This is a genomic window from Micromonospora cremea (assembly GCF_900143515.1).
GTDB classification, from domain to species: domain Bacteria; phylum Actinomycetota; class Actinomycetes; order Mycobacteriales; family Micromonosporaceae; genus Micromonospora; species Micromonospora cremea.
On the sequence record NZ_FSQT01000002.1, the window covers coordinates 3,222,925 to 3,242,577 of the forward strand.

The window sequence follows — 19,653 nt, forward strand, 5'->3', positions numbered from 1 at the left end:
GGTCGCGCACAGTGCCTGCTAGCGCCAGACCCACCCCCAACGGGACCGGCCGCTGGATGAATGCACCCGCGAGCGGCAATCTGTGCACGCCCTGCTCGACCAAGGCGTCGGTCTACTGGCATGTGCCCGCCGGCTGGGCTGGGCGCTGAACACCGTCGAACGCTACGCCGGCGCAGCCGCGGCCGAAGACCTGCAGCGTCCGCCGCTACCGCGAAACGCTGGTCGACCCGTTCCCAAGTCGTTGCAAGGTCACGTCCGTCCTGGTGGTGTAGAGCAGATCGAGGGCGCGTCGCCGGACGTGTTGCAGGCGATGGTACGCGTTCGCGCAGGCGTTGATGTCCGTCGAGGCGGACGCGATCTGCGGTGCTGGGCTACGGGCAGCGAAGCGACGAATGGGTAAACTCCCGCAACGGCTACCCTGATGCGGGAGTGGGACACCCGCGGCGGAACGATCGACCTGGCGCTCCCGAAGCTGCGGCAGGGCTCGAACTTCCCGGACTGTTTGCTGACCCATCGCCGGCAGGCTCTGGTTCCCGTCGAGAGGGGCCTCGTATCTGCTCGGGGTGTCAACCAGGCGGGTGAAAAAACGGATCGAGCATCTCGGCATTCGGCAGATGCCGAGTCACAGGTGTCGGAAATGGCGGCCCACCTAGACGCCCAGGTCGAGGCGTTCCGCAACCGGCTGCTGGACTCAGGGCATTACACGGCGCGGATGGACCTGTTGACGATGAAGGTCCGCGAAGCCGCCGCACCGTCAACGTCCACGCCCTGAGCGCTTCGGGGTCAACGCCGACGGGCAACGCGAGGTGCTGAGCCTGGACGTGGCTCTGTTCGCGGATCTCGCTCAGTAGGCGGCCCACCGCCACGATGGGGTTTTCGGCCAGGCGACGGCGCTAGTGATCGCGGGGGATTGTGACCCTGACAGAAGGGGCTGGTCGGCGCAAGGCGGACAATTTTGCCGAACGCATGTCTGAAGGCGGACCGTAGGTCCGACGAAACCAGGACTACTGGACATGGCGTACGTTGTGTCCGGCGTAGAAGGCTGTGATCATCTCGGTATTCGGCGAGCCCGAAGCGTCGGTGAGCGGCCCGCGCGCGCGGAGCCTTCGGGGGAGGGAGGGGCAGCGTTGGCGCTGCGGGACCTCGGACTTCGGCCTGCGTACCGGTCGGGCCGCGACATGCTGCTCGATGATTTCTACGTGCCCTGCCTCCAGGAGGCGGTGCTCTATGACCGCGCGGTGGGGTACTTCAGCAGCACGCTGTACCACGTCGTTGCTTTGGCCTTCTCCGATTTCGTCCGGCGGGATGGCCGGATGCGGCTGATCTGTTCGCCCGCGCTGGCGCCCGAGGACTTCGCGACGATGAAAGAGGCGGACGAGATCGGCCGCTACGCCCAGTCAACGATCCGCGCCGACCTGCAGATGCTGCTGACACGTCCTGAGGCGGTACCGGCCACCCGACTGCTGGCGACCCTGATCGCCAACGAGATCATTGACGTGCGCATCGCCTTCACCGACAACCCGAGCGGGATTTTTCACGACAAGCTGGGCATTTTCGAGGACACAGAGGGCAAGCGCGTCAGCTTCGTCGGCAGCGCCAACGAGACGTGGCGGGCGTGGGGTCTCAACCATGAGTCCTTTGAGGTGTTCTGCAGCTGGAAGAACGAGCCGGAACTTCTCCGCACCCGCGATCACGTCGATAACTTCCGGCGGCTATGGCGGAGCCAAGAGCCGGGTGTGCGCATCTCACATTTGGACCAAGTCACCCGCGAGCAACTCGTCGCGATCGCCGATGACGACCTGGACCATGCGATTAACGCCGTCCGGTCGCATCAGTTGAGTCGCCGGGCCCAGCCGACCGGGCGACCACTCATGGACCACCAGCGATTGGTGCTCGAGGACTGGGAGGCGAAGGGCCACCACGGCATTGTCAACTTCGCGACCGGTGCCGGTAAGACGCTGACCGCCATCGCAGGCGTCAAACGCTGGACCAGCGGTGGCGGCGCCACGGTAATCCTGACGCCGGGCCGCGACCTGCACGCCCAGTGGATACGTGAAATCGAGATGGAGCTCCCAGACGCGCAGATCCTGCCCGCAGGCGCAGGCAGCGACAAGGCCGACTGGCAGCGGTTACTGCCCATCTTCAGCGCGCCGGGCAATTCGGCCGAGCACCGCCGGGTCGTGGTAACGACTAATCACACCTTTGCCAGTGACGATTTCCAGCGCCGGCTCAAAAGCGGCGATCACTTGCTGATCGTTGCTGATGAGATGCACCGGGCGGGCAGCCCCCGGGTGCTGAATGTGCTGGAGCAGACCATGTGCGGCGCCACCCTCGGCCTGAGCGCCACGTTCCGCAGGCAGTTCGATGAGGACGGCACGAACCGGCTGATGGACTTCTTTGGCCCTGTGTTGATGCCAGTGATCGGCCTGGCCGAAGCGCTCATGCTCGGCCTGCTCGTCCCGTACGACTACCGCCTCCACGAACTGCGGCTAGACGACGACGAGATTGAGCAGTACGAGAACCTTACGAAGCGGATCGGACAGATGGTCAGCCAAGGCGCGTCGGTCAACGACGCCAGCAGCCCGCTACAGATGCTCCTGATCCGACGCGCACGAATACTAAAGCAGGCCCGCGGCAAGGTGCCAATGGCAGCCGACATCCTGCAGCGCGAGTACCAGGACGGCGATCGCTGGCTTGTCTACTGCGATGACGTGAAACAGATGAAGGCGCTGACCAAGGAGTGTCTCGCCGCCGGACTACCTGCACTTGAGTTTTACTCCGAGATGACAAGTGGCCGTGACGAAGTCATCCGCAGCCTGGGCAAGTATGGCGGCATCGTCATTGCAATCCGCTGCCTCGATGAAGGTATCGACATCCCGGTTACCGACCACGCCCTCATTCTCGCTAGCTCGACCGTGGAACGCGAGTACATCCAGCGACGCGGTCGCGTCCTCCGTCAGGCCCCTGGTACGAACAAGGTCAGCGCCGAGGTTCATGACCTCATGCTTGTCGATCAGATCGGCGGAGCACTCACCAAAAGTGAAGCCGTGCGCGCCTTGGAATTCGTGCGGTTAGCGCGAAATTCCGCAGCCCGAGAGCGGCTAAAGGTGATCGTTTCCCTGAGCCAAGACCCCGTCACGTTGCCTGACTGGATCGACTACGAAGAAGAGAGCGACTGAACATGGTCCAACCCGAGAACGACGAAGCCGGCCATGGCCGGGAAGGTGCGTTGGCGGCCCTGAACGAGGTCGCCACCGATCCCGAGGTAGTCAAGCAGTTCGGCACGGCGGCTGGCGCGTTCGAGCCAGAGGACTACCAGCAACTGATTGCTCTTGCCTGGCGCCACCAGTTCGACGATGACCGGACCAAGTTCAAGCGCGACCTCAGAGCGCTCCAGGAGCACGTCAGCCAGCGTATCCTCGACCGGGCGGAGTTGTCCGAATGAGCCTGCGATTCGAGAGCGTCAGCCTCAAGAATTTCGGTCCATACCGTGAGATCGACACGCTCAACCTAGAGACTGATCCGCACGCGCCCATCGTCGTGATCCACGGCGAGAACACCCTTGGAAAGACCAGTCTATTCCGGGCGCTGCGGTGGTGTCTGTACGGTAGCCCCGAATCGGGGAGGACGCCCGCCCAAGCCGCCCGGCATCTGTCCGAGTACATGAACCGCCCGGCGTGGAGAGACGGCGAGACTGACATGCAGGTATGCATGCAGTTCACAGCAAATGGGCACAAGTACCGGCTCGTGCGCACCGCGAGGTTCGAAGGCGGACCGCCAAAGGTGTCCGCCGACCTTCGGGTGGACTCAACGGTCGTTCAGCAGGCTTCAATCGAGGCGGAGATCGGACGTCTGCTGCACCCGCAAATCTCCGAGTTTTTCCTGTTTGATGGTGAGTTGCTCAAGGACTTCTACGACCGACTCAACACGGATCGTGAGAGAGACCTCCTCCGGGACAGCATCGACAACGTGCTCGGGATTCCGGCGTTGCAGCTGGCCGAGCGGGACGTTTCGACTCTGACCGAGCACGCAATTCAGAGGCAGGCTAAGGCACTTAAAAACAAGAAAGACGTCGAGAACGCGCGCAAGCAAATTCGCGAATTGAAGTCCAAGCAGGAGAGCTTGGATAAGGACCGAAAAGAGATGGAGCACGCGCTCGGCAAGGCCAAGGCAGCCCTGGAAGACGTCAAGGAGCGTATTGCGGGAGTCGAAGAGCTGAAGGCCGATGCTCGTGAGATGGAGGGGTTGGAGGTCCTGATCGCGGGCGGAAAGCAGGAAGAGGACCAGATCCGTGAGGACATGCGACGGTTGCTCACAACTGGCTGGCTCGCACCTGCCGCCGGCAAGCTCAACGGAGCCTTGCAGCGAGTCGTGGCCAAGAACGACGCGGCCCAGCAGCAGCAGAAGGCAATCCAGGTCGCCCGTGATCGTGTCGACGTGCTGCAGAAGCAGATCCAGGGTGGAATCTGTCCGGCCTGTCAACAGGAACTGCCGCCGCCGGACGAGTCGACCGAAAATGATTTGGCGAGAGCCGAAGCCGATCTGAAGCAGTTGAAGGAATCGGCAGGGGACGGGCCGGATCTCCGCCTTGAGCGGCGGATCCGGGAGTTGGTCGATACGACGACTGTCAAGGCGTACCAGCAGAAGCAGGAGCAGCTCAACAAGGTTGTCGCTACCCAGTTCGAACGCAATCGCAGGCTCAACGCTCTGAAGGATCGCTTGAAGGACAACGATGCGGCTAAGATCCGCCAACTTGGTGAGGAGCAGGATCGGCTCGAAGCAGCGATCGAGCGATACGGGCAGATCCTCAGGAACCAAAAGCCGAAACAGGATGAGATCAACAAGCAGCAGGACAAGCTCGCCGGCATTTTGCGGCGCCTGGGGGGCGGCGCCCAGCCAGAAGTTGCAGCCGAGGCGTTCTTCTTCGAGTACGTGCGCACCCTGCTGACGCGGACGATTGAGCGCTACCAGGAGCGGACGCGGGCTGAGGTGGAGAAGGCTGCCAGCGAGATGTTCGTGACGCTGGTCCGCGATCCGCAGGCCTACCAGGGGCTCCACATCAGCCGCGACTACCGGGTTGACCTTGTCGGTCAGTGGGGTGAGGCCATGAAGACCAGTGAGGGCGGTAAGCAGCTCGTCGCCCTCTCGTTGATTGGTGCGCTCAAGCGAGCCGCCGTCCGGGGTGGCCCCGTGGTCCTGGACAGCCCGTTGGCACGTCTTGATCTAGAGCACCGTGCCAACGTTCTAAAGACCTGGGTGCCAGAGCTGGGCAACCAGGCGATCTTGCTCGTGCAGTCAGGCGAGCTCACAGATGAGCAGGCTCGGGACATTATGGGCAATCGAATCGGGCACGAGTACAGGATTTACCGACCGAGCGATGATCCCGAAGAGGCCACAATCGAAAGGACTCAGTAGCCGTGGGGAAGGACCAGGAAGATAAGCAGCAGATCGGTCTGACTGCTAAGGGCGACGAGGCAATCCAGGTACTGGTCGCAGACCGGCGGTTCGCGAATCAGACGGACGCGTACAGATTCGCAATCTCGTACGCGGTGGCGGCCGGCCTTCATCCGGCAGATGCCCCGCAGGGCGGTTACAACACCAAGTTCAACGCCCTCGGCACATTGGAGAGTGGAAGCAGTGTCCGCGATCTCATCGACATCCTTGGAATCGGCGAGACGCATCGGCCGTTCGCCACGGCGGAGAAACTAGCCGAGCTAGGCGTGAGGGAGATCGCCCGCCGGCTTGAAGGCAACGAAAGCCTTGCCGACATCATGACTGATGCCTCTGGGTGAGCAGCTGACTACGGGCCGCCGCGTATCTGGCCGCTTGCCTACTCGTGGTTCATGCTAGTCCGATGTGAAATTAGGCAACGACGCTTTTAGGCGTGCCGAAACCTCTCGGCCCCTCCGCCACCGGTCCTGGTGCGACGCTCGCGCGATCCCAGCCGGGGCTGCCGACTACGCCACGGCACCTAATTCGTGCGGGATCGCGGAGGAGGGGCCGCTGCCGGTAGCGTCCGGTGATGCCCGACACCGCAGGACCACCTGTTGCCCGGCTCCAACCGGTGCTCAGCCATTCACGAGGATCGCCCAACGCTCCTCGCTCGCCCGGCCTTCAGATGGTCCTTCGATCGCGGCGTGGTCGTCTACGTCGGCACAACCGGGAACCTGCGGTGTCTCCGGCAGCACCCAGCCCGCAAACGGGGCTCGTCCGTGCTGCACGAGCAGGTCGGCCATCTCGTCGACAAGCCTGGTTACGAGGCGTCGGCCGCGGACATCGCTCGCTGCGAAGCTGCCGGGCGCGCCTACAAGACGACAGTCGTAGATACTGTGCTTTTTGCGAGTGCCGACGCGAGGGGCGCCAATGGTAAGCCGAACGGTTACTGCGAAGGATCCGAAGCCCACCTCTGAGCGTATAGAGCAGCTGGCGCAGAGGGTGCTGATCGGCGACATCATCCTTCCGGAGTTCCAACGCCCCTTCGTCTGGAAGCGGAGGCAGATCCTTGAGCTGGTTGACTCGATCTACCGCAACTATCCGATCGGCAGCATGCTCGTGTGGGAGTCACACCAGAAGCTAGCCAGCAAGCGATCGATTGCTGATCTGGAGGTGGCCCGGCGCGGGGAGACCTATCCCGTGAACTACCTCCTCGATGGGCAGCAGCGGCTGTCCACGATCTGCGGTGTCCTCTACTGGGAGCCAAGTGATCCCAACAGCGTTTGGAATGTCTACTTTGACCTGAAGGCCGGGAAGTTCCACCACGCGGGCAGCGAGGAGGACCTGCCGCTGCATCAGATTCCGCTGCGTCGTCTTGCAGATCCCGCCGATTATTTTCGCCGGCTAGCATCCTTGGATGACCAGCGGCTCAGGGATACGGCGGATCTTCTGTTCAACCGATTCAAGGACTACCAGGTCCCGTTGGTCACGTTGGGCGACATGTCGATTAATGACGTTGCCCCAGTTTTCGAGCGCATCAACTCGACCGGGACTCGGCTCACGATTTATGACCTCATGAGAGCCGCAACCTAAAGTCCGGAATTTGACCTGGGAAGGACTATCGTCGGCATACGAGAATCCCTAGAGGCAAAGAAATTCCATCAGTTCGATAATAAGACATTCCTGCGGGCGCTAGCCGCATCTGCTGGGGGCGATTTCTCCTCGGCTAGCATCGACGCCCTGAGAGACCTCAAACGCGATGATTTGGTTCGGGCTGCAAACTCGACCAAAAAAGCGGCAGAGCGTGCAGCTGACTTCCTAGCGACCGAAATTGGTGCGCCCCGAGCTGAGTCCCTGCCATATGCGAACCAATTTGCCTTCTTATGTGAACTCTTTCGGGTCCTGCCTCACCCGACAGGAGAGCAGCTTAACGAGATTAAGCGTTGGTTTTGGCTGACTACGTTGTCTGGGTACTTCAGCGGCTGGGATAGCGGCCAGATGGCGACCGACACTAGGGCCATTCGGCAATTCGCGGAAGGCAAGATTGCGAAGCTCAGTGTCCCTGCCGCTATCGCTTCTGCAAGCCTGTGGGAGGTAAAGCCCTTCAGGTCCAACAGTGCTGTTTCTAAAATGCTGGGCCTGATGCTGGCATTCAACAAGCCCCTTGACCTTCTGAATGGCCAGAGGGTCGACGTTGGGAAGTCGCTGTCGTGGTCAAACGATAAAGAGTATCACCATTTCTTTCCCCAGGCGTATCTGGCGCGTCGCCGTATAGGCGCTAGCAAGGCGAATGTGGTTGGAAACATCGTCCTTCTAACATCCAAGAGCAACATTGACATCCGCGACTCGGCCCCCAGTGAGTACCTCAACGAGATTATAGAGCGTGAGGGCAGGGATAACCTGGTACGGCGGATGGAGTCGAACCTTGTGCCGAAAGATGCCCTGGATGCGGCCCTCGCTGACGACTATGGCGCCTTCTTGAAAATCCGCGCGCAGCACGTCCATCAGGTCGCCCAAGCGATGGCGGGCATAAGCTACGGGCCTCCTCTGCGCCCCGAGGACATCGAAGACGCCGACGACGATCCGACAGAGTAGGGCATGTCGAAGGACCTGGCTGTCCTGCTTGTGAAGGAGCGCCAAGGGGAGGTTCAATCAAGCGTTGGCGCCCCACCGTTCCCTCGCCTATGCGCGGAGCCGCTCACGATCCGGTGGAAGCCACAAGACCCCCAAGCCTTGGTGGCCGTACAACTCACCGGTCTCGATGAGGATCGTGATGGCCTGGCGGACTGTCGACGCTGGCGGTGCGGGGCGCCGTCAAGGCGGACCTGCTCGACCCGGTCGCCCCACCGATCGCCTCGCTGGTGGTGATCACACCGATGCTGCTCGCCGCGCAGGGCATCGCGCCGCACGCCCCCACCGCCGGCCGGATCGTCTTCGACGTGTTCGCGGCGCTCACGGTGCTGCTGGGCGGCTGGCTCACCGGGCACTGGATGTACGGGGCGGGTGGTGCTGGACAAGATGCACCCGGGGTACTTCCTGCCCACCGTGGCCGGCGGGTTGATCGCAGCGGCCGGCGCTGCCGCACTGGGGCAGCAGCGCCTGGCCCAGGCCTTGTTCGGCCTCGGGTTGATCTGCTGGCTGATCCTCGGTTCGATCATGCTGGGTCGGCTGTTCGTCCGGCCGGTCCTGCCGGCTCCGCTCACGCCGACGCTGGCCATTGAGGTTGCCCCCGCGGCGGTGGCGAGCCTCGCCTACTTCGCGCTCAACGGCGACCGGCTGGACCTCTTCGCCGTCGCGTTGGGCGGGTACGGCCCGCTCATGGTGCTGGCCCAGATCCGGTTGCTGCCGGTCTTTTTGCGCCTGACGTTCGCGCCGAGCACCTGGGCGTTCACCTTCAGTTGGGCGGTTGTCGCCTCGGCCGCGCTGCACTGGATCCACGCCGGCCGGCCGGCCAGGACGCCTCGACGTATTTGATCCTCACCGGCGTAACCCTTGTCATCGGCGGCATCGCCGTACGGACGATGATCGCGGTCGTCCGCCGGCAGTACCTCGCCCCGCCGGTGGCCCAGCCCGTCGACTCGGCACACACCGCGGACCCTGCCCGGGCCCCGGCTCGTGCCGCCTAGGCTGCTGCCTATCGGCTGCGGTTGGCCCCGCGCGCGTCGGCGACGGCGGTTTGCAGGGCGGCCACTAAGAGCTCCTAACTCTTTGAGTGTTGGAGTCGGCGCCAGCAGATGATGGCGCAGGCGAGGGTGAGGAAGGCTTCGTGGATGTCGTCGCGGATCTCCCACCGCACCCGCAGGCGGCGGAACCAGTGCAGCAGGGCGATGGTCTGCTCGACGACCCAGCGGCGGGTGCCGAGTCCTGAGCCGTGTGGGTCGCCGCGTCGGGCGATGACGGGTGTGATGCCTCGGGTCCGTAGCGCGCGGCGGTAGATGTCGTAGTCGTAGCCGCGGTCTGCGTAGATCCGGTCGGGCCGTTGCCGGGGTCTGCCGCGGATGCCCTTGATTGGCGGGACTTTGTCGACCAGGGGCATCAGTTGGGTGACGTCATGGCGGTTGCCGCCGGTCAGGCTGACGGCGAGGGGGATGCCGCCCGCGTCGGTGAGACGTGGTGTTTCGAGCCTGGCTTGCGGCGGTCGACCGGGCTCGGGCCGGTTTTGGGCCGCCCTTGAGCGCCCGGACGTGGGAGCCGTCGATCACCGCCCGGGACATGTCCGGCTGCCCGGCGGCCCGGAGTTTGCCCAGCAGCACTTCGTGCAGTTGCTGCCACATGCCGGCGTCGTTCCAGTCCCGCAACCTGCGCCAGCAGGTCATCCCCGACCCGAAGCCGAGTTCCTGGGGTAGGTGCTCCCATGGGATGGCGGTGTAGAGCACGAACAAGATCCCGCACAACACCTTGCGGTCATCCAGCGGCTTACGGCCGGGATAGCGACGCCGACGTGGTGGTCGGGGTGGCAGCAACGGCGCGGTCTCGGCCCACAACTCGTCCGAGACGATCCACGGCGGCTGCTCACCCCTCCTCACGCCCGAGCACTCTAGTCGAGCGTCCATGAAGGACGAACGCCCCTAGATCATTCTGTTAGGAGTTCTAAGGCGCTGGCAGCAGAGGACCTCGTGGAGCTGACAGGCGAGATGAGTGAAGTGATCCCGGTTACCGTTCGACTGACTGTACCGGTGTCGTTGTTAACGCGGTTCACCCCTTGACCGACAAGATGGTCGTCGAAACGGCCGGCGGCGGTCGGCGCAAGAAGGTCGACTGGTTTGCTGTGGTGACCCAGGAAGGGCTCGACCTTGTCGCCTCGGCGATCGGTTCGCCCTGAGCCGAGTGACGATCCACCGCCATGGCTGCCTGCTGCTGCCTGATGCCGAGGAATCGACGGAGGCGGGCAGCCAGTTTTGGTTGGTCGGACGGTAATGGTGCGGCGCGAGCAACCGCCATCGACTTCGGCGAGACCACCCTCAGCGAGGAGGAACGCCAGTTTCTGCGTACCCGAATATGGTGCGACGCCAGGCTCGACGGCGCCAGCCGCTGCTGACGCCCCAACGACCACGAGGGCCCCTGCGGTTCCGCGGATAAGGAGCCGCCCCGGTAGCCTCTGGGATGCCCGACGCCACGATCGGCGGTCTGTTGGCGGCCTTCACGGCTAACAGCCGGACCGGCAACCAGAACGTTTCGCTACATCAGTACACGCGCCGGGAGCAGCGTTGTACCCGTGGCCTAGAGTGCCGCCATGGTCGATCGCACCTACGGTGACATCCCCGGTTTCCCTGTAGGCACAGAGTTCGTCAACCGGACAGCCTTGGCAGCATCCCAGGTTCACCGGCCCCGCCAGGGAGGGATCTGCGGCGGGGTCGACGGTGCCGAGTCCATCGTCGTATCAGGCGGCTACATCGATGATGAGGACTACGGCGATCAGCTCGTCTACACAGGCCAGGGAGGGAACGACCCGGCTACGAAGCGGCAGATCGCTGACCAGGAGATGACGCGCGGAAACGCTGGTTTGGCGCGAAGCCAACTCGAGGGTCGGCCGGTGCGGGTTATCCGGGGCGCTGGCGGAGACTCGAAGTACTCCCCTGCCAGCGGCCTTCGGTATGACGGCCTTTACCGGGTGGTCGAGCATTGGCCCGAGACAGGCAGGGACGGCTACCGGATCTGGCGTTTTCGGCTGGTGGCGCTCGACAGCGCCGACCTGCCGCCCGTCCCATAATCCGAAACGGTTCCCGCTGAGTGAGTGGCGACGGTGGTTCAGCGCCTTAAGCCGCAGCACGAAAGGTGGCTGTCCAGGTGAAGCAATGCATAACTTCACTCGCAAGGTCAGGACGCCTCGGCGAGGATCGAGCGGTTCAGCGGGAGCTCTTGGAGGAAGCGGGTCCGGGCCCGCCGTTGGCAGGAGGCAGCGGACATGTCGGCAGGGGCTACACGGGCACTTGGAGTTGGTCCGCGACCATCCGCCAGTTCAGCTCGGCGGGCAGTGGCGACACGATGACATTCGCCCCCTGAAGTAACCGTAGGTGCCGGTCATAACTCGGGTGGGCGCCAAGCTGTGCCTTGACGTTCGGGAACGCGTACACCGGGATGTCAGCACCGAGCGCCTCGTTGAGGATGCCGAGCGCGAGTGTGTCGTTGATCCCCTGAGCCCATTTGTTGATGACGTTGAACGTGGCCGGTACGACGGCAACGGCGGTCGCCGGAGGGTGAGGTTCCGGGTCAGCGGGCATCCGCCACTCGACCCGGACCGGATACCTGGTCTGCCGCGCGAGCGCTTTACTGTCGATCCAGGTGGCAGCGGTCGGCGTAGCGGTGAGGCAGACAGCCCAGCCGTCCTTCTGTAGCAACTCGATCAGCTCGCCGATGCGCAGCACGGGAGGAGCGGCGCAGGCGACCAGAGACAGCATGCCCCGCTGTGTCATGCGAGCAGTCCGGCCCGTTCAGCCAGCGGCCTCAGCCCCGGTGTCGCCGCTCGTCGCTCCTTCGCCAGCAGGTCCAGCAGGAGCGTGCGGGCCTGAACGTTGGCGTGGACCATCTCGGCGGCTATCCGCTCGGCTTCGAGCAGGTGCAGCACCGATACCGATTTGTCGCCGGGCGACCTCATCGTCGCTGCCGCCAGGTCGACCTGCACCTGTGCCCTTCGGCCAACCAACGCCGTCGGTAGCCGCGACGTGTCGAGCCGCGCTCCGATCTCCAGCGCCCGGTCCGCGTTGCCCGCCCGAACCGCAGCGGAGACTGCGTGGATAACGACGTTCGTCGGGCCAAATCCTGTCCACAACCGGTTGCGATCAGAGCCCAGCGTCGTTGCCAGCCCTTCAGCCTGCGCCAGGAGCTGACGTGCTTCCTTCGGATTGCCCTGTCCGGCCGTCATAACGGCAGCCAGAAGCAGCAATGCCCCATGAGCGGAGAGCAGGTCGGGATCGCTCGGAGGGGCAGTGGTTGTCAGCCGAGCGATGCTGGTCCGCACGACCTGCTCGGCCTCGGTTGCCCGTCCAGGCAGCCGCATGAGACCGCAGGCCGCCTGGTACGCCGCAACGGCCGCAAGCGCCTGGTCGTCGGCGAGCCGCGCCGCCGTGGAAGCCCGGTCGGCGGTCAGTAGCGGTCTCGCCGTCGCCCACCTTGGCCGCCAGCTTTGATGCCGCGATGTACGCGGCGGCGAGCAGCCGGAAAGCGCTGCTGCGATGCATCCCGGTGGACCTGCTCGGCAGCTCCGTCACCTGGCTGAGCACGTCCGGTAGCAGGCCGGCAGCGGATGTGTAGCTTGCCCGCTGGTAGAGGTTGTGCACTCGGCAGACGCTTCGCCGCACCTCGACGGCCGACTGAGCTGGCCCAGCGGGTGCTGTCAGGTAGTTGGTCAGGAAGGTTCGGAGTTCGTTCAGCAGCTCCGGCCGGGCAGCGCCGGAAGCGGGAATGCGACTCTCATCTCCCATGGCCTGCCCTCGATGAACTGCCAACGATACGTCGACGAGCATGTCGTCGAGATGTTCGAGCGTAACTCCCAACGCGGAGGCGATGCGGGCTCGATGCCAGGGCTGAGGATCCGTCTCGGCGTTCTCCCAGCGCACCACGGTCGACCGCTCCACGCCGAGAATTTCGGCCAGGCGCTCCTGGCTATACCCGAGGGCTTTGCGCCGCTGGCAGAGCCGATGTCGCTTCACGGCCACGACCCGATCTCCCTCCGTCTGCCGCCACTGTAGTAACAGTCCGTCGATCAGGCGGGTACGGGGACGCCTCATTTCTGCGTCACCGAGGCCTCTCGGACGCTGTAGTTCCTCGTCAGCTTCTTGCCGAAGCTTGGGGGCATGGCCCGGGGTGGGTGCTGGGCTCCGGTATCCCGTCGTACCCCGGACGGCGAGCCGCCGTCCCCGCCCGCCTCGGCGCCGAACCCGACAACCAGGGAGAACCATGGATTCCATCGACAAGGTTCTCGGCGAGATGCCCCTACCGACCTTCGTCACCGCTGAAGACGTCGGTCTCGCCGTAGAGGCGGTCACCGGGCACGCCGCGGAGCTGTGGCTCGATGGCCTGGGCTGCCGCAACGACCGCGCTCCTCAACCGTGCCGCCTGCACCGCTCGTTCCCGGCGAACATCGACCAGCGCGGCCTCACCGACCGGCAGATCCACGCCGAGCAGGAGGCGCCGCAGCGATGATCTACGTGACCGGGGAACGCGTGCACCCGCACCACGTCCGCATCGCCTCCTTCGACACCCGCTGGTGCGGCCTCGACCCCGCCCAGATACACGAATACCTCAACCGCATAGCCGACGAACTCGAACGCGTGCACCGCGAGCTGACCACGGCAAACACCGAGGCCGAACGCATCCGCCAGGCGCTGCGGCAGTGGCAGTCCCGGCACACCGGCTGCCGCCACACAGACCCACGTTCACCGAACAGCCGGTGGCAGCGATGACCACACCCCGCTGGATCATCCATCTCCCCACCACCCTGACCAGCCTCGAAGGGGCCATCACCCTGGCCGCAGCCCTACGCGACTCGCTCGGCCACGTCACCGCCATCGACTTCGGTGAGACCACCCTCAGCGAGGAGGATCGCCAGTTCCTGCGTACCAGGATCTGGTGTGACGCCAAGCTCGACGGGGCCGGCCGCTGCCGACGCCGCGACGACCACGACGGCCCCTGCGGGGCCTCCGAGCCAGATTCCGACCTCGCCGCAATGTCCGGCGCCGTCGAGTAGGTATCGCGGTGCTGCGGCTGGGAGCGGCCGACGTGGGCATGACCGTCGACACCGCCAACCGGCTCCAGGGCCGGGATTACGGGTTGGATCGATGTGTGGTTCCAGGGGAAGCAGGCCGGTTGACGGTGTTCAGTCTCAGTCTGCCGCTGGGCGCGTAGTCGTCTTCCGCTCGGGCACGCGGATGACGTCCGTGTCGATGCCTTCCCGCCGTGGGACGTAGAACCGGCCCTCCTCGGTGTCTGGGTCGTAGTGCAGGACAGCGTTCGCTCGCGCGAGGCGCTTGAGCCAGGCGTCCAGCTTGTCCCTCTCGTCATCGCGCAGATGCTTGCCGGAGCGACGGCGTGCTTCGGCACGAAGCATCTGGATTGGGAAGAGCCACCGGTGCTCGTCCTTGAGGAGCCACGGGATCAGCTCGTCGTTGCGGATGGTCCGCCGCTGAAGTCCTCGCCGCCGGCGGAAGTCTCCCCACAGCGACGGTACGGTCTCGATGCCGTACTTGCGGCGGTACTCCTCAACCACCCACTGGTAGGTCCGCCCCTCCTCGAACCACCGCATGACCTCTTGCTCATTCTGGATCTTGGTAGCGGGCATCGGTTGAGTTCGGCCTTCCTCGCGGCTGGCGCGCCAGCCCCTGCGACAGTGCTCGTAAGAGTGAACAACCGGATGATCATCACGTCAACCACCGTCAGTAGGCTGCAACGCAGGGTCGGCGACGTGGACAGGAGCCGTTGTGAAGGTCGGCACTGTGTGTGACGTGTGCCAGGACAGGCGGCGTGAGGCCAAGACATACGGGGTCGTGTCGGAGGGGCGGACCGCAGAGACCGACCGCTGCGCGGAGCATGCGGCTCCGTTCGAGGCGCTGTTCGCGGCGAAAGAGCCGCGCCCCGGGCGCCGCCCGTATCAGGCCACGACGATGGAAGAAATTGAGGCGCGCAAGGCGAACCAGGCCAGTGCCCGCTCGCGGGCCTGATTTACCAACTCCCTCATGCGCGCTCGCGGGCGAGACTGTATTGAGTACCCGTGGGTCCAGCCCTTTGAGTCGAGGATCTCGCCCGCTCTGGCCAGTACGGACTTCCACAGATTTGGCGCGACAGTTTCGCGGAGTAGTGCGACTACCTCCTCGGCCGCCAGGTTGACGAATCGCTGGGAGACGTGTCCTCGTGGTGGCGGGGCGTTGGGGGGCTCCACCCCTACCTTCAGTTGGGCGGTTGTCGCCTCGGCCGCGCTGCACTGGATCCACGCCGGCCGGCCGGCCGGGACGCCTAGACGTATTTGATCCTCACCGGCGTCACCCTGCTCATCGGCGGCATCGCCGTACGGACGATGATCGCGGTCGTCCGCCGGCAGTACCTCGCCCCGCCGGTGGCCCAGCCCGTCGACTCGGCACACGCTGCGGACCCTGCCCGGGCCCCGGCTCGTGCCGCCTAGGCTGCTGCCTATCGGCTGCGGTTGGCCCCGCGCGCGTCGGCGACGGCGGTTTGCAGGGCGGCCACTATCCGCGAGCCCCGCTTACGGAAACCAAGTTCCTGCATCGTCTCGGCAATCACGTCCGCCTCGGTCCGCAGGCGGCCGTCACTCTCGATCCACGCCACCAGCACGGCCAGATCTCGCCGGCTGTACTCGGTAATCGGTGCTCCCGGGTAGACGGGTGGTCTCGGCATGGTCCGAGTTGGCGCCGTGCTCGACTCGGTCGGCTTCTGCGTCCGGGGTGGGATCACTGGACGGCTCACCGGAGTAGGTTGATTCGCCTCCGCCACTGCGGTCTCGTAGGCGCTCTTGGCCCGGGCGACTTCCTGCTCCGGGTTACGGAACCAGGCGGTCGACCAGATGCGGTGGAACCGCCAGCCGAGCCGCTCCAGGTGCTCCTGCCGCAACCGGTCGCGATCCCGTGCGGTCGGCGACGAGTGGTACGCCGCCCCGTCGGCTTCGATTGCCAACACCATCTCTCCGGGCCGGTCCGGGTGTTGCGCCGCGAAGTCGATGCGGTAGCCGCTGGACCCGTACTGCGGGACGAGCGGAATGCCGGCGGCGGTCAGCCGGTCCCGGACATCGGCCTCGAAAGGGTTGAGCGCGGGAGTGGTGTCAACCGTGGAGAGCCGTTCGCCCTGACTCTCGGCGTATTCGAGGTAGCTGCGCAGCAGCTTGGCGCCATGCGCGTTGAGCCTGTTCGGGTCCATGTCTCGGGCGCTGAAGGAGCTGACCACCGTGGCGCGCTGCCGCGCGCGGGTCACGGCGACGTTCAGCCGACGGTGACCGCCGTTGTTGTTGATCGGCCCGAAACGGTAGAGCATGCGCCCGTCGGCGCCTTTGCCGTAGCCGACGGAGAGGATGATCGCGTCCCGTTCGTCACCCTGCACCCGCTCGATGCTCTTGACGAAGAACGGCTCGTCGTTCCGCTCCCGGAAGAAGTCGTCGATGCCACGTCGGTCGAGCAGCGCCCGCCGGAGCGCGGCCTCAACCCGCTCGGCGTGCTTAATGCCCATGGTGATGACGCCGAGCGACTCGCCGGGCCGCGTCTCCGCGTGCTCCAGGACCAGTTCCACCACCCGATCCACCTCTGCGCTGACCCGGTCACCCGGCCCGTAGCCGACCGGGTTGTTGTCGACCAGGACGTGGGCCAGGCAGCCTTCGGTTGCCGCCCCGGGGAACGTGACCAGCTCGTTGCCGTTGGGCGCGTAGATGTGCAGGTTCGAAAAGGCGATCAGCCGCTCGTCGCGGCTGCGGTAATGCCAGGCGAGGTGCTTGTTCTGTGACAGCGGCAGCGCCGTGGCGAAGGCCTGAAGCAGCGACTCCACGTCGTCGGTCAGCGCGGTCTCACCGTCGTCATCGCCGACGGGGTCGTCCTCGGTGGTGTCGAAGAACTGGGTGGGGGGCAGCTGGTGCTCGTCGCCGGCCACCACGACCTGTCGGCCCCGCATGATGGAGGTGATGCCGTCGACCGGCTCGACCTGACTCGCCTCGTCGAAGATGACCACGTCGAAGAGGCGCTGCGCCGGCAGCACCTGACTCACCAACAGGGGGCTCATCGCCCAACACGGCTTGACCGCCAACAGCACTTCCGGGGCGGCGCGGAACAACTCCCGTACGGGCAGGTGGCGGGCCTTCTTGGCGGCCTCCTTGCGGACGAGCTGCTGCTGCTCGGGCTGCGCGTCGAGGGTGGCGACCAGGTGAGCTGCCGCCAGCCGACGGATCCGGCCCGGAGTCGCTTCGATGTGCCGGTGGTCGGCCCGTTGGAAGTCCGCCACCGCAGCCGTCATCAGCTCTGCGTTCATCCCGGCGTAGCGGGCGTCGGTGAGAGCGATGTGGTCGAGGATGGAGTGCAGCCAGGCGTACTCCAACGCCTGCTCGGCTTCGACGGCACTGGCGCGGCGCTCGGCCAGGTCCGCGAGCAGTGCGTGCAGGTTCCAGCCCAACAGCGCCGCCCGCAGCTCGTTGTGCCGAGCCACCCGCTGCAACCCCAACTGGTCGCTTGCCAGGGCCGAGAGCTGCCGCTGAAGCCGCTCGGGAGCGTCGGTGAACGTTGCGGGCAGGATTGCCTCCAGCACCGTCAACGACCGGTCCAGGTGATCCGCGTTGGCCAGCGCCGCTGGCAGACATTCCGCTTCCCGCGGCAAGCTGCCATTTTCGCAGCAGCGTTGCCAGCGGCTGCGCTGATCGGCCACTGCCAGCAGCGCCGCGTGCAACTGGTCCCGAGCAGGCTTGACCGGCCCCGTCCACAGCGACAGAGCCTCCTTCACCGCCGCCCGCCGCTCAAACCACCCGAGGGGCACCGCCGCCGCCTTGCGGCCCCGCCGGTCAGCAGTGGCGGTGAGCCACCGACCGAGGTCTCCGGCGTACACCTCCGGCGCGAAGTTCTCCAACGAGCGGCTGACGTCGTGCACCAGGCGGAGCAGCTCACGCCACGCTGCTCGGCTCTGCGGCTGTCGCAGCCCGCATTCGCTGGTGAGCGTGCGCAACAACTGCTGCGCCTCCGGCAGGATCTGGTAGGCCGCGGTTCCCGTCGCCGCCATGACGTCAGCAACCGCCGCCTCGGCCGCGATCGTCGAGGCCTGCCAAGGGCTCGACGGTCGGGAGCCGTCGAAGGCGCCGAGACGGGCCAGTTCGCCGATCGTTCGCCACAACTGCTCAGCTGTCGCAGGGTTCAGGCGCTGCAGCATCGGCCCGCGCCAGCGGAATGCCGGCCGCCGGCCGCCCCCGAGGCCGATCACTCTGTCCTGAATCTCGTACGCCGACAGGCCCCACGGCTCGTGGCGGCGGTGCAGCATCTCGTTGTGCGCGACGAGCTGTTCCCGCCGGGTGAGCAGTTGCCGGCCGAGGTCCTGCAGCTGCGGCTGCCGCTCGTGCGCGATGCGCTGCAGCCGGCTGCCGAGCGCCTGGGCCAGCTCACGTCGGCTGGTGCCGCCGCCGTGCAGGTTCACCACCAGGTCGTCCAGATCGACCGAGGCGAGCCGGTTGAGCACCGCGTCGATGGCAGCGCGCTTCTCAGCGACGAACAGGGTGGTCCGGCCCCGGGCCGCCAGCGCGGCGATGATGTTCGCGATCGTCTGGCTTTTGCCGGTGCCGGGCGGGCCCTTGATGACGAGGTGTTGACCGACCACGACGGCGTTGATGGCGTAGCTCTGCGACGAGTCGGCGTCGAGCACGAGGAACTCGTCGTGGAGTGGCACGGCGTCCGGCGTGGAGGGCGGGATTGATACGGGCGAGGCCAACGCCGTGCCGGCCGCCACGTCGCCCGCGAGCGCGGCGATGGCGTCGCTGGCCGCCAGCATCTCCCCGTTCTTCTCGATGTCCTGCACCATCGGCAGCTTCTCGTAGAGGAACGTGCCGGCGACCTGGGTCGGGGCGGCCAGGAACTCGGGTACCCGTGACGCCGCCCGGGTGAGTCGGTTGAGGAGGGCGTCAGGGACGAAGCCAGCCTCGGGTAGCTCCGCGAGCAGCTCGTCCTCGGCGATGGTGACGCCGTAGTCGCGGGACAGCTTGAACAGCAGCACCGGGTTGACGATCGGCGAGGACTCGACCCGGAGCCGGAAGTCGGTCTCGGTGGCGCTCAACGCGTCGATCTGCAACGGATGCATGATCACGGGCGCGCGGGGCGTGCGGTCCGGCTCCCGCCACGTGGCCATGCCGGTGACCACGTAGCCGGCATCGAGACCGCGTTCCTCGGAAAGCTCGCGCATCTTGGCGCGGATGTTCCGCAGCCGCCGCTGGGCGTCCGACCGCGACTGCGCTTCCGGAAAGAGCTGCCCGAGCGTCTGCGGCTTGCCGGACAGCAAACGGGTGACGGCCATCGGGTCAGCCCCGGTCAGAGCGAGCGTGCCGGCTTTCAGATCGCGGTAGTAGAGCAGGCGGTTGTTGCCCGAGGTGTCGATGAGGGACTTGGCCCAGCGGTCGGCAGCCGCTGCGACGCGCCGAAGGCGTTCCACGTCAAGCACCGTCATCGGCTCCCCGTTCCTGCTCGACCTGCGCGCGCGTCAGGTCGTGCACCACTGCTGCCACCATCTCCCGCAGCCGGCGGAGCTCGCCCGCGGTGAGGC

The 19,653-nt window shown here is 65.6% G+C and carries 19 protein-coding genes and 2 pseudogenes; 14 read left to right on the forward strand and 7 right to left on the reverse strand.

What is annotated here, in order from left to right; translation table 11 throughout:
• Window positions 1–421 precede the first annotated feature (421 nt).
• The 5 genes from BUS84_RS28580 (at window position 422) to BUS84_RS28600 (ending at window position 5,792) form a co-directional block, all read left to right on the forward strand.
• Complete coding sequence (locus BUS84_RS28580) at window positions 422–772, forward strand: transposase (RefSeq protein ID WP_074317191.1); 351 nt, start codon at window positions 422–424, stop codon at window positions 770–772.
• Between the two features lie 355 nt (window positions 773–1,127).
• Window positions 1,128–3,179 (forward strand): DEAD/DEAH box helicase family protein, encoded by a 2,052-nt coding sequence (locus tag BUS84_RS28585; RefSeq protein ID WP_159451075.1) that lies wholly within the window; start codon window positions 1,128–1,130, stop codon window positions 3,177–3,179.
• 2 nt (window positions 3,180–3,181) lie between these two features.
• Window positions 3,182–3,445, forward strand: coding sequence for a hypothetical protein (locus BUS84_RS28590; protein WP_074317195.1), 264 nt, complete (start codon window positions 3,182–3,184; stop codon window positions 3,443–3,445).
• Window positions 3,442–5,415, forward strand: a complete 1,974-nt coding sequence (locus tag BUS84_RS28595; RefSeq protein ID WP_074317196.1) for an AAA family ATPase — start codon at window positions 3,442–3,444, stop codon at window positions 5,413–5,415. The genes BUS84_RS28590 and BUS84_RS28595 overlap by 4 nt, the downstream gene beginning before the upstream one ends.
• 2 nt (window positions 5,416–5,417) lie before the next feature.
• A complete protein-coding gene (locus tag BUS84_RS28600) occupies window positions 5,418–5,792 on the forward strand; it encodes a hypothetical protein (protein ID WP_074317198.1) in 375 nt (124 codons plus the stop codon).
• 276 nt (window positions 5,793–6,068) lie between these two features.
• Here the strand turns inward: BUS84_RS28600 and BUS84_RS38380 are convergent, their stop codons facing one another.
• On the reverse strand, window positions 6,069–6,236 hold the full coding sequence (locus BUS84_RS38380) for a hypothetical protein (protein WP_159451076.1): 168 nt from the start codon (window positions 6,234–6,236) through the stop codon (window positions 6,069–6,071).
• 127 nt (window positions 6,237–6,363) lie between these two features.
• Here BUS84_RS38380 and BUS84_RS39135 point away from each other — a divergent pair, with 127 nt between their 5' ends.
• From BUS84_RS39135 to BUS84_RS28610, 3 genes are all read left to right on the forward strand, one after another.
• Entirely contained in the window at window positions 6,364–7,026 is a 663-nt protein-coding gene (locus tag BUS84_RS39135; protein ID WP_280175154.1) for a DUF262 domain-containing protein, read from the forward strand.
• Window positions 7,027–7,431: 405 nt separating this feature from the next.
• Window positions 7,432–8,028: a hypothetical protein gene (locus BUS84_RS39140; protein ID WP_208869751.1), complete on the forward strand. Its 597-nt coding sequence runs from the start codon at window positions 7,432–7,434 to the stop codon at window positions 8,026–8,028.
• Window positions 8,029–8,439: 411 nt separating this feature from the next.
• Window positions 8,440–8,907 carry an SLAC1 family transporter gene (locus BUS84_RS28610; protein ID WP_143728542.1) on the forward strand — a complete coding sequence of 156 codons (468 nt, stop codon included), beginning with the start codon at window positions 8,440–8,442 and terminating at the stop codon, window positions 8,905–8,907.
• A gap of 226 nt (window positions 8,908–9,133) precedes the next feature.
• Here the strand turns inward: BUS84_RS28610 and BUS84_RS36825 are convergent.
• A pseudogene (locus BUS84_RS36825) lies at window positions 9,134–9,986 on the reverse strand (IS5 family transposase).
• Between the two features lie 680 nt (window positions 9,987–10,666).
• Here BUS84_RS36825 and BUS84_RS28625 point away from each other — a divergent pair.
• Window positions 10,667–11,143, forward strand: coding sequence for a YDG/SRA domain-containing protein (locus BUS84_RS28625; protein ID WP_084757619.1), 477 nt, complete (start codon window positions 10,667–10,669; stop codon window positions 11,141–11,143).
• A gap of 208 nt (window positions 11,144–11,351) precedes the next feature.
• Here BUS84_RS28625 and BUS84_RS28630 read toward each other — a convergent pair whose 3' ends face one another.
• The 3 genes and pseudogenes from BUS84_RS28630 to BUS84_RS41355 all read right to left on the reverse strand — a co-directional run.
• Window positions 11,352–11,798 carry a flavoprotein gene (locus BUS84_RS28630; RefSeq protein WP_244298756.1) on the reverse strand — a complete coding sequence of 149 codons (447 nt, stop codon included), beginning with the start codon at window positions 11,796–11,798 and terminating at the stop codon, window positions 11,352–11,354.
• A 44-nt stretch (window positions 11,799–11,842) separates the two neighbouring features.
• A complete protein-coding gene (locus BUS84_RS37810) occupies window positions 11,843–12,391 on the reverse strand; it encodes a hypothetical protein (protein ID WP_244298757.1) in 549 nt (182 codons plus the stop codon).
• 520 nt (window positions 12,392–12,911) lie between these two features.
• Window positions 12,912–13,340 (reverse strand): annotated as a pseudogene (locus BUS84_RS41355) (helix-turn-helix transcriptional regulator); the annotation flags it as partial.
• On the opposite strand from BUS84_RS41355, the gene BUS84_RS28645 reads away from it, so the two are divergent.
• From BUS84_RS28645 to BUS84_RS28655, 3 genes are read left to right on the forward strand one after another with little or no spacing between them, the layout of a single operon-like run.
• Window positions 13,330–13,575: a hypothetical protein gene (locus BUS84_RS28645; protein WP_074317210.1), complete on the forward strand. Its 246-nt coding sequence runs from the start codon at window positions 13,330–13,332 to the stop codon at window positions 13,573–13,575. The pseudogene BUS84_RS41355 and the gene BUS84_RS28645 overlap by 11 nt on opposite strands.
• A complete protein-coding gene (locus BUS84_RS28650) occupies window positions 13,572–13,835 on the forward strand; it encodes a DivIVA domain-containing protein (protein ID WP_074317212.1) in 264 nt (87 codons plus the stop codon). Before BUS84_RS28645 ends, BUS84_RS28650 begins: the two co-directional genes overlap by 4 nt.
• Window positions 13,832–14,119 (forward strand): hypothetical protein, encoded by a 288-nt coding sequence (locus BUS84_RS28655; protein ID WP_074317214.1) that lies wholly within the window; start codon window positions 13,832–13,834, stop codon window positions 14,117–14,119. The genes BUS84_RS28650 and BUS84_RS28655 overlap by 4 nt, the downstream gene beginning before the upstream one ends.
• Window positions 14,120–14,254: 135 nt before the next feature.
• On the opposite strand, the gene BUS84_RS28660 is transcribed toward BUS84_RS28655, so the two are convergent.
• A complete protein-coding gene (locus BUS84_RS28660) occupies window positions 14,255–14,674 on the reverse strand; it encodes a hypothetical protein (RefSeq protein WP_244298758.1) in 420 nt (139 codons plus the stop codon).
• Window positions 14,675–14,849: 175 nt separating this feature from the next.
• Here BUS84_RS28660 and BUS84_RS28665 point away from each other — a divergent pair, with 175 nt between their 5' ends.
• Complete coding sequence (locus tag BUS84_RS28665) at window positions 14,850–15,089, forward strand: hypothetical protein (RefSeq protein WP_074317220.1); 240 nt, start codon at window positions 14,850–14,852, stop codon at window positions 15,087–15,089.
• Window positions 15,090–15,391: 302 nt separating this feature from the next.
• On the forward strand, window positions 15,392–15,547 hold the full coding sequence (locus BUS84_RS38385; protein WP_159451077.1) for a hypothetical protein: 156 nt from the start codon (window positions 15,392–15,394) through the stop codon (window positions 15,545–15,547).
• Between the two features lie 8 nt (window positions 15,548–15,555).
• Here BUS84_RS38385 and BUS84_RS28670 read toward each other — a convergent pair whose 3' ends face one another.
• Complete coding sequence (locus BUS84_RS28670; protein WP_159451078.1) at window positions 15,556–19,542, reverse strand: AAA domain-containing protein; 3,987 nt, start codon at window positions 19,540–19,542, stop codon at window positions 15,556–15,558.
• Between the last annotated feature and the right edge of the window lie 111 nt (window positions 19,543–19,653).

What these genes read in the sequence shown, in the direction of transcription:
- BUS84_RS28580 (WP_074317191.1), top strand. Translation starts at nt 422, where the DNA reads ATGCGGGAGTGGGACACCCGCGGCGGAACGATCGACCTGGCGCTCCCG.
- BUS84_RS28590 (WP_074317195.1), top strand. Translation starts at nt 3,182, where the DNA reads ATGGTCCAACCCGAGAACGACGAAGCCGGCCATGGCCGGGAAGGTGCG.
- BUS84_RS28595 (WP_074317196.1), top strand. Translation starts at nt 3,442, where the DNA reads ATGAGCCTGCGATTCGAGAGCGTCAGCCTCAAGAATTTCGGTCCATAC.
- BUS84_RS38380 (WP_159451076.1), bottom strand. Translation starts at nt 6,236, where the DNA reads ATGGCCGACCTGCTCGTGCAGCACGGACGAGCCCCGTTTGCGGGCTGG.
- BUS84_RS39135 (WP_280175154.1), top strand. Translation starts at nt 6,364, where the DNA reads ATGGTAAGCCGAACGGTTACTGCGAAGGATCCGAAGCCCACCTCTGAG.
- BUS84_RS39140 (WP_208869751.1), top strand. Translation starts at nt 7,432, where the DNA reads ATGGCGACCGACACTAGGGCCATTCGGCAATTCGCGGAAGGCAAGATT.
- BUS84_RS28625 (WP_084757619.1), top strand. Translation starts at nt 10,667, where the DNA reads ATGGTCGATCGCACCTACGGTGACATCCCCGGTTTCCCTGTAGGCACA.
- BUS84_RS28645 (WP_074317210.1), top strand. Translation starts at nt 13,330, where the DNA reads ATGGATTCCATCGACAAGGTTCTCGGCGAGATGCCCCTACCGACCTTC.
- BUS84_RS28650 (WP_074317212.1), top strand. Translation starts at nt 13,572, where the DNA reads ATGATCTACGTGACCGGGGAACGCGTGCACCCGCACCACGTCCGCATC.
- BUS84_RS28655 (WP_074317214.1), top strand. Translation starts at nt 13,832, where the DNA reads ATGACCACACCCCGCTGGATCATCCATCTCCCCACCACCCTGACCAGC.
- BUS84_RS28660 (WP_244298758.1), bottom strand. Translation starts at nt 14,674, where the DNA reads ATGCGGTGGTTCGAGGAGGGGCGGACCTACCAGTGGGTGGTTGAGGAG.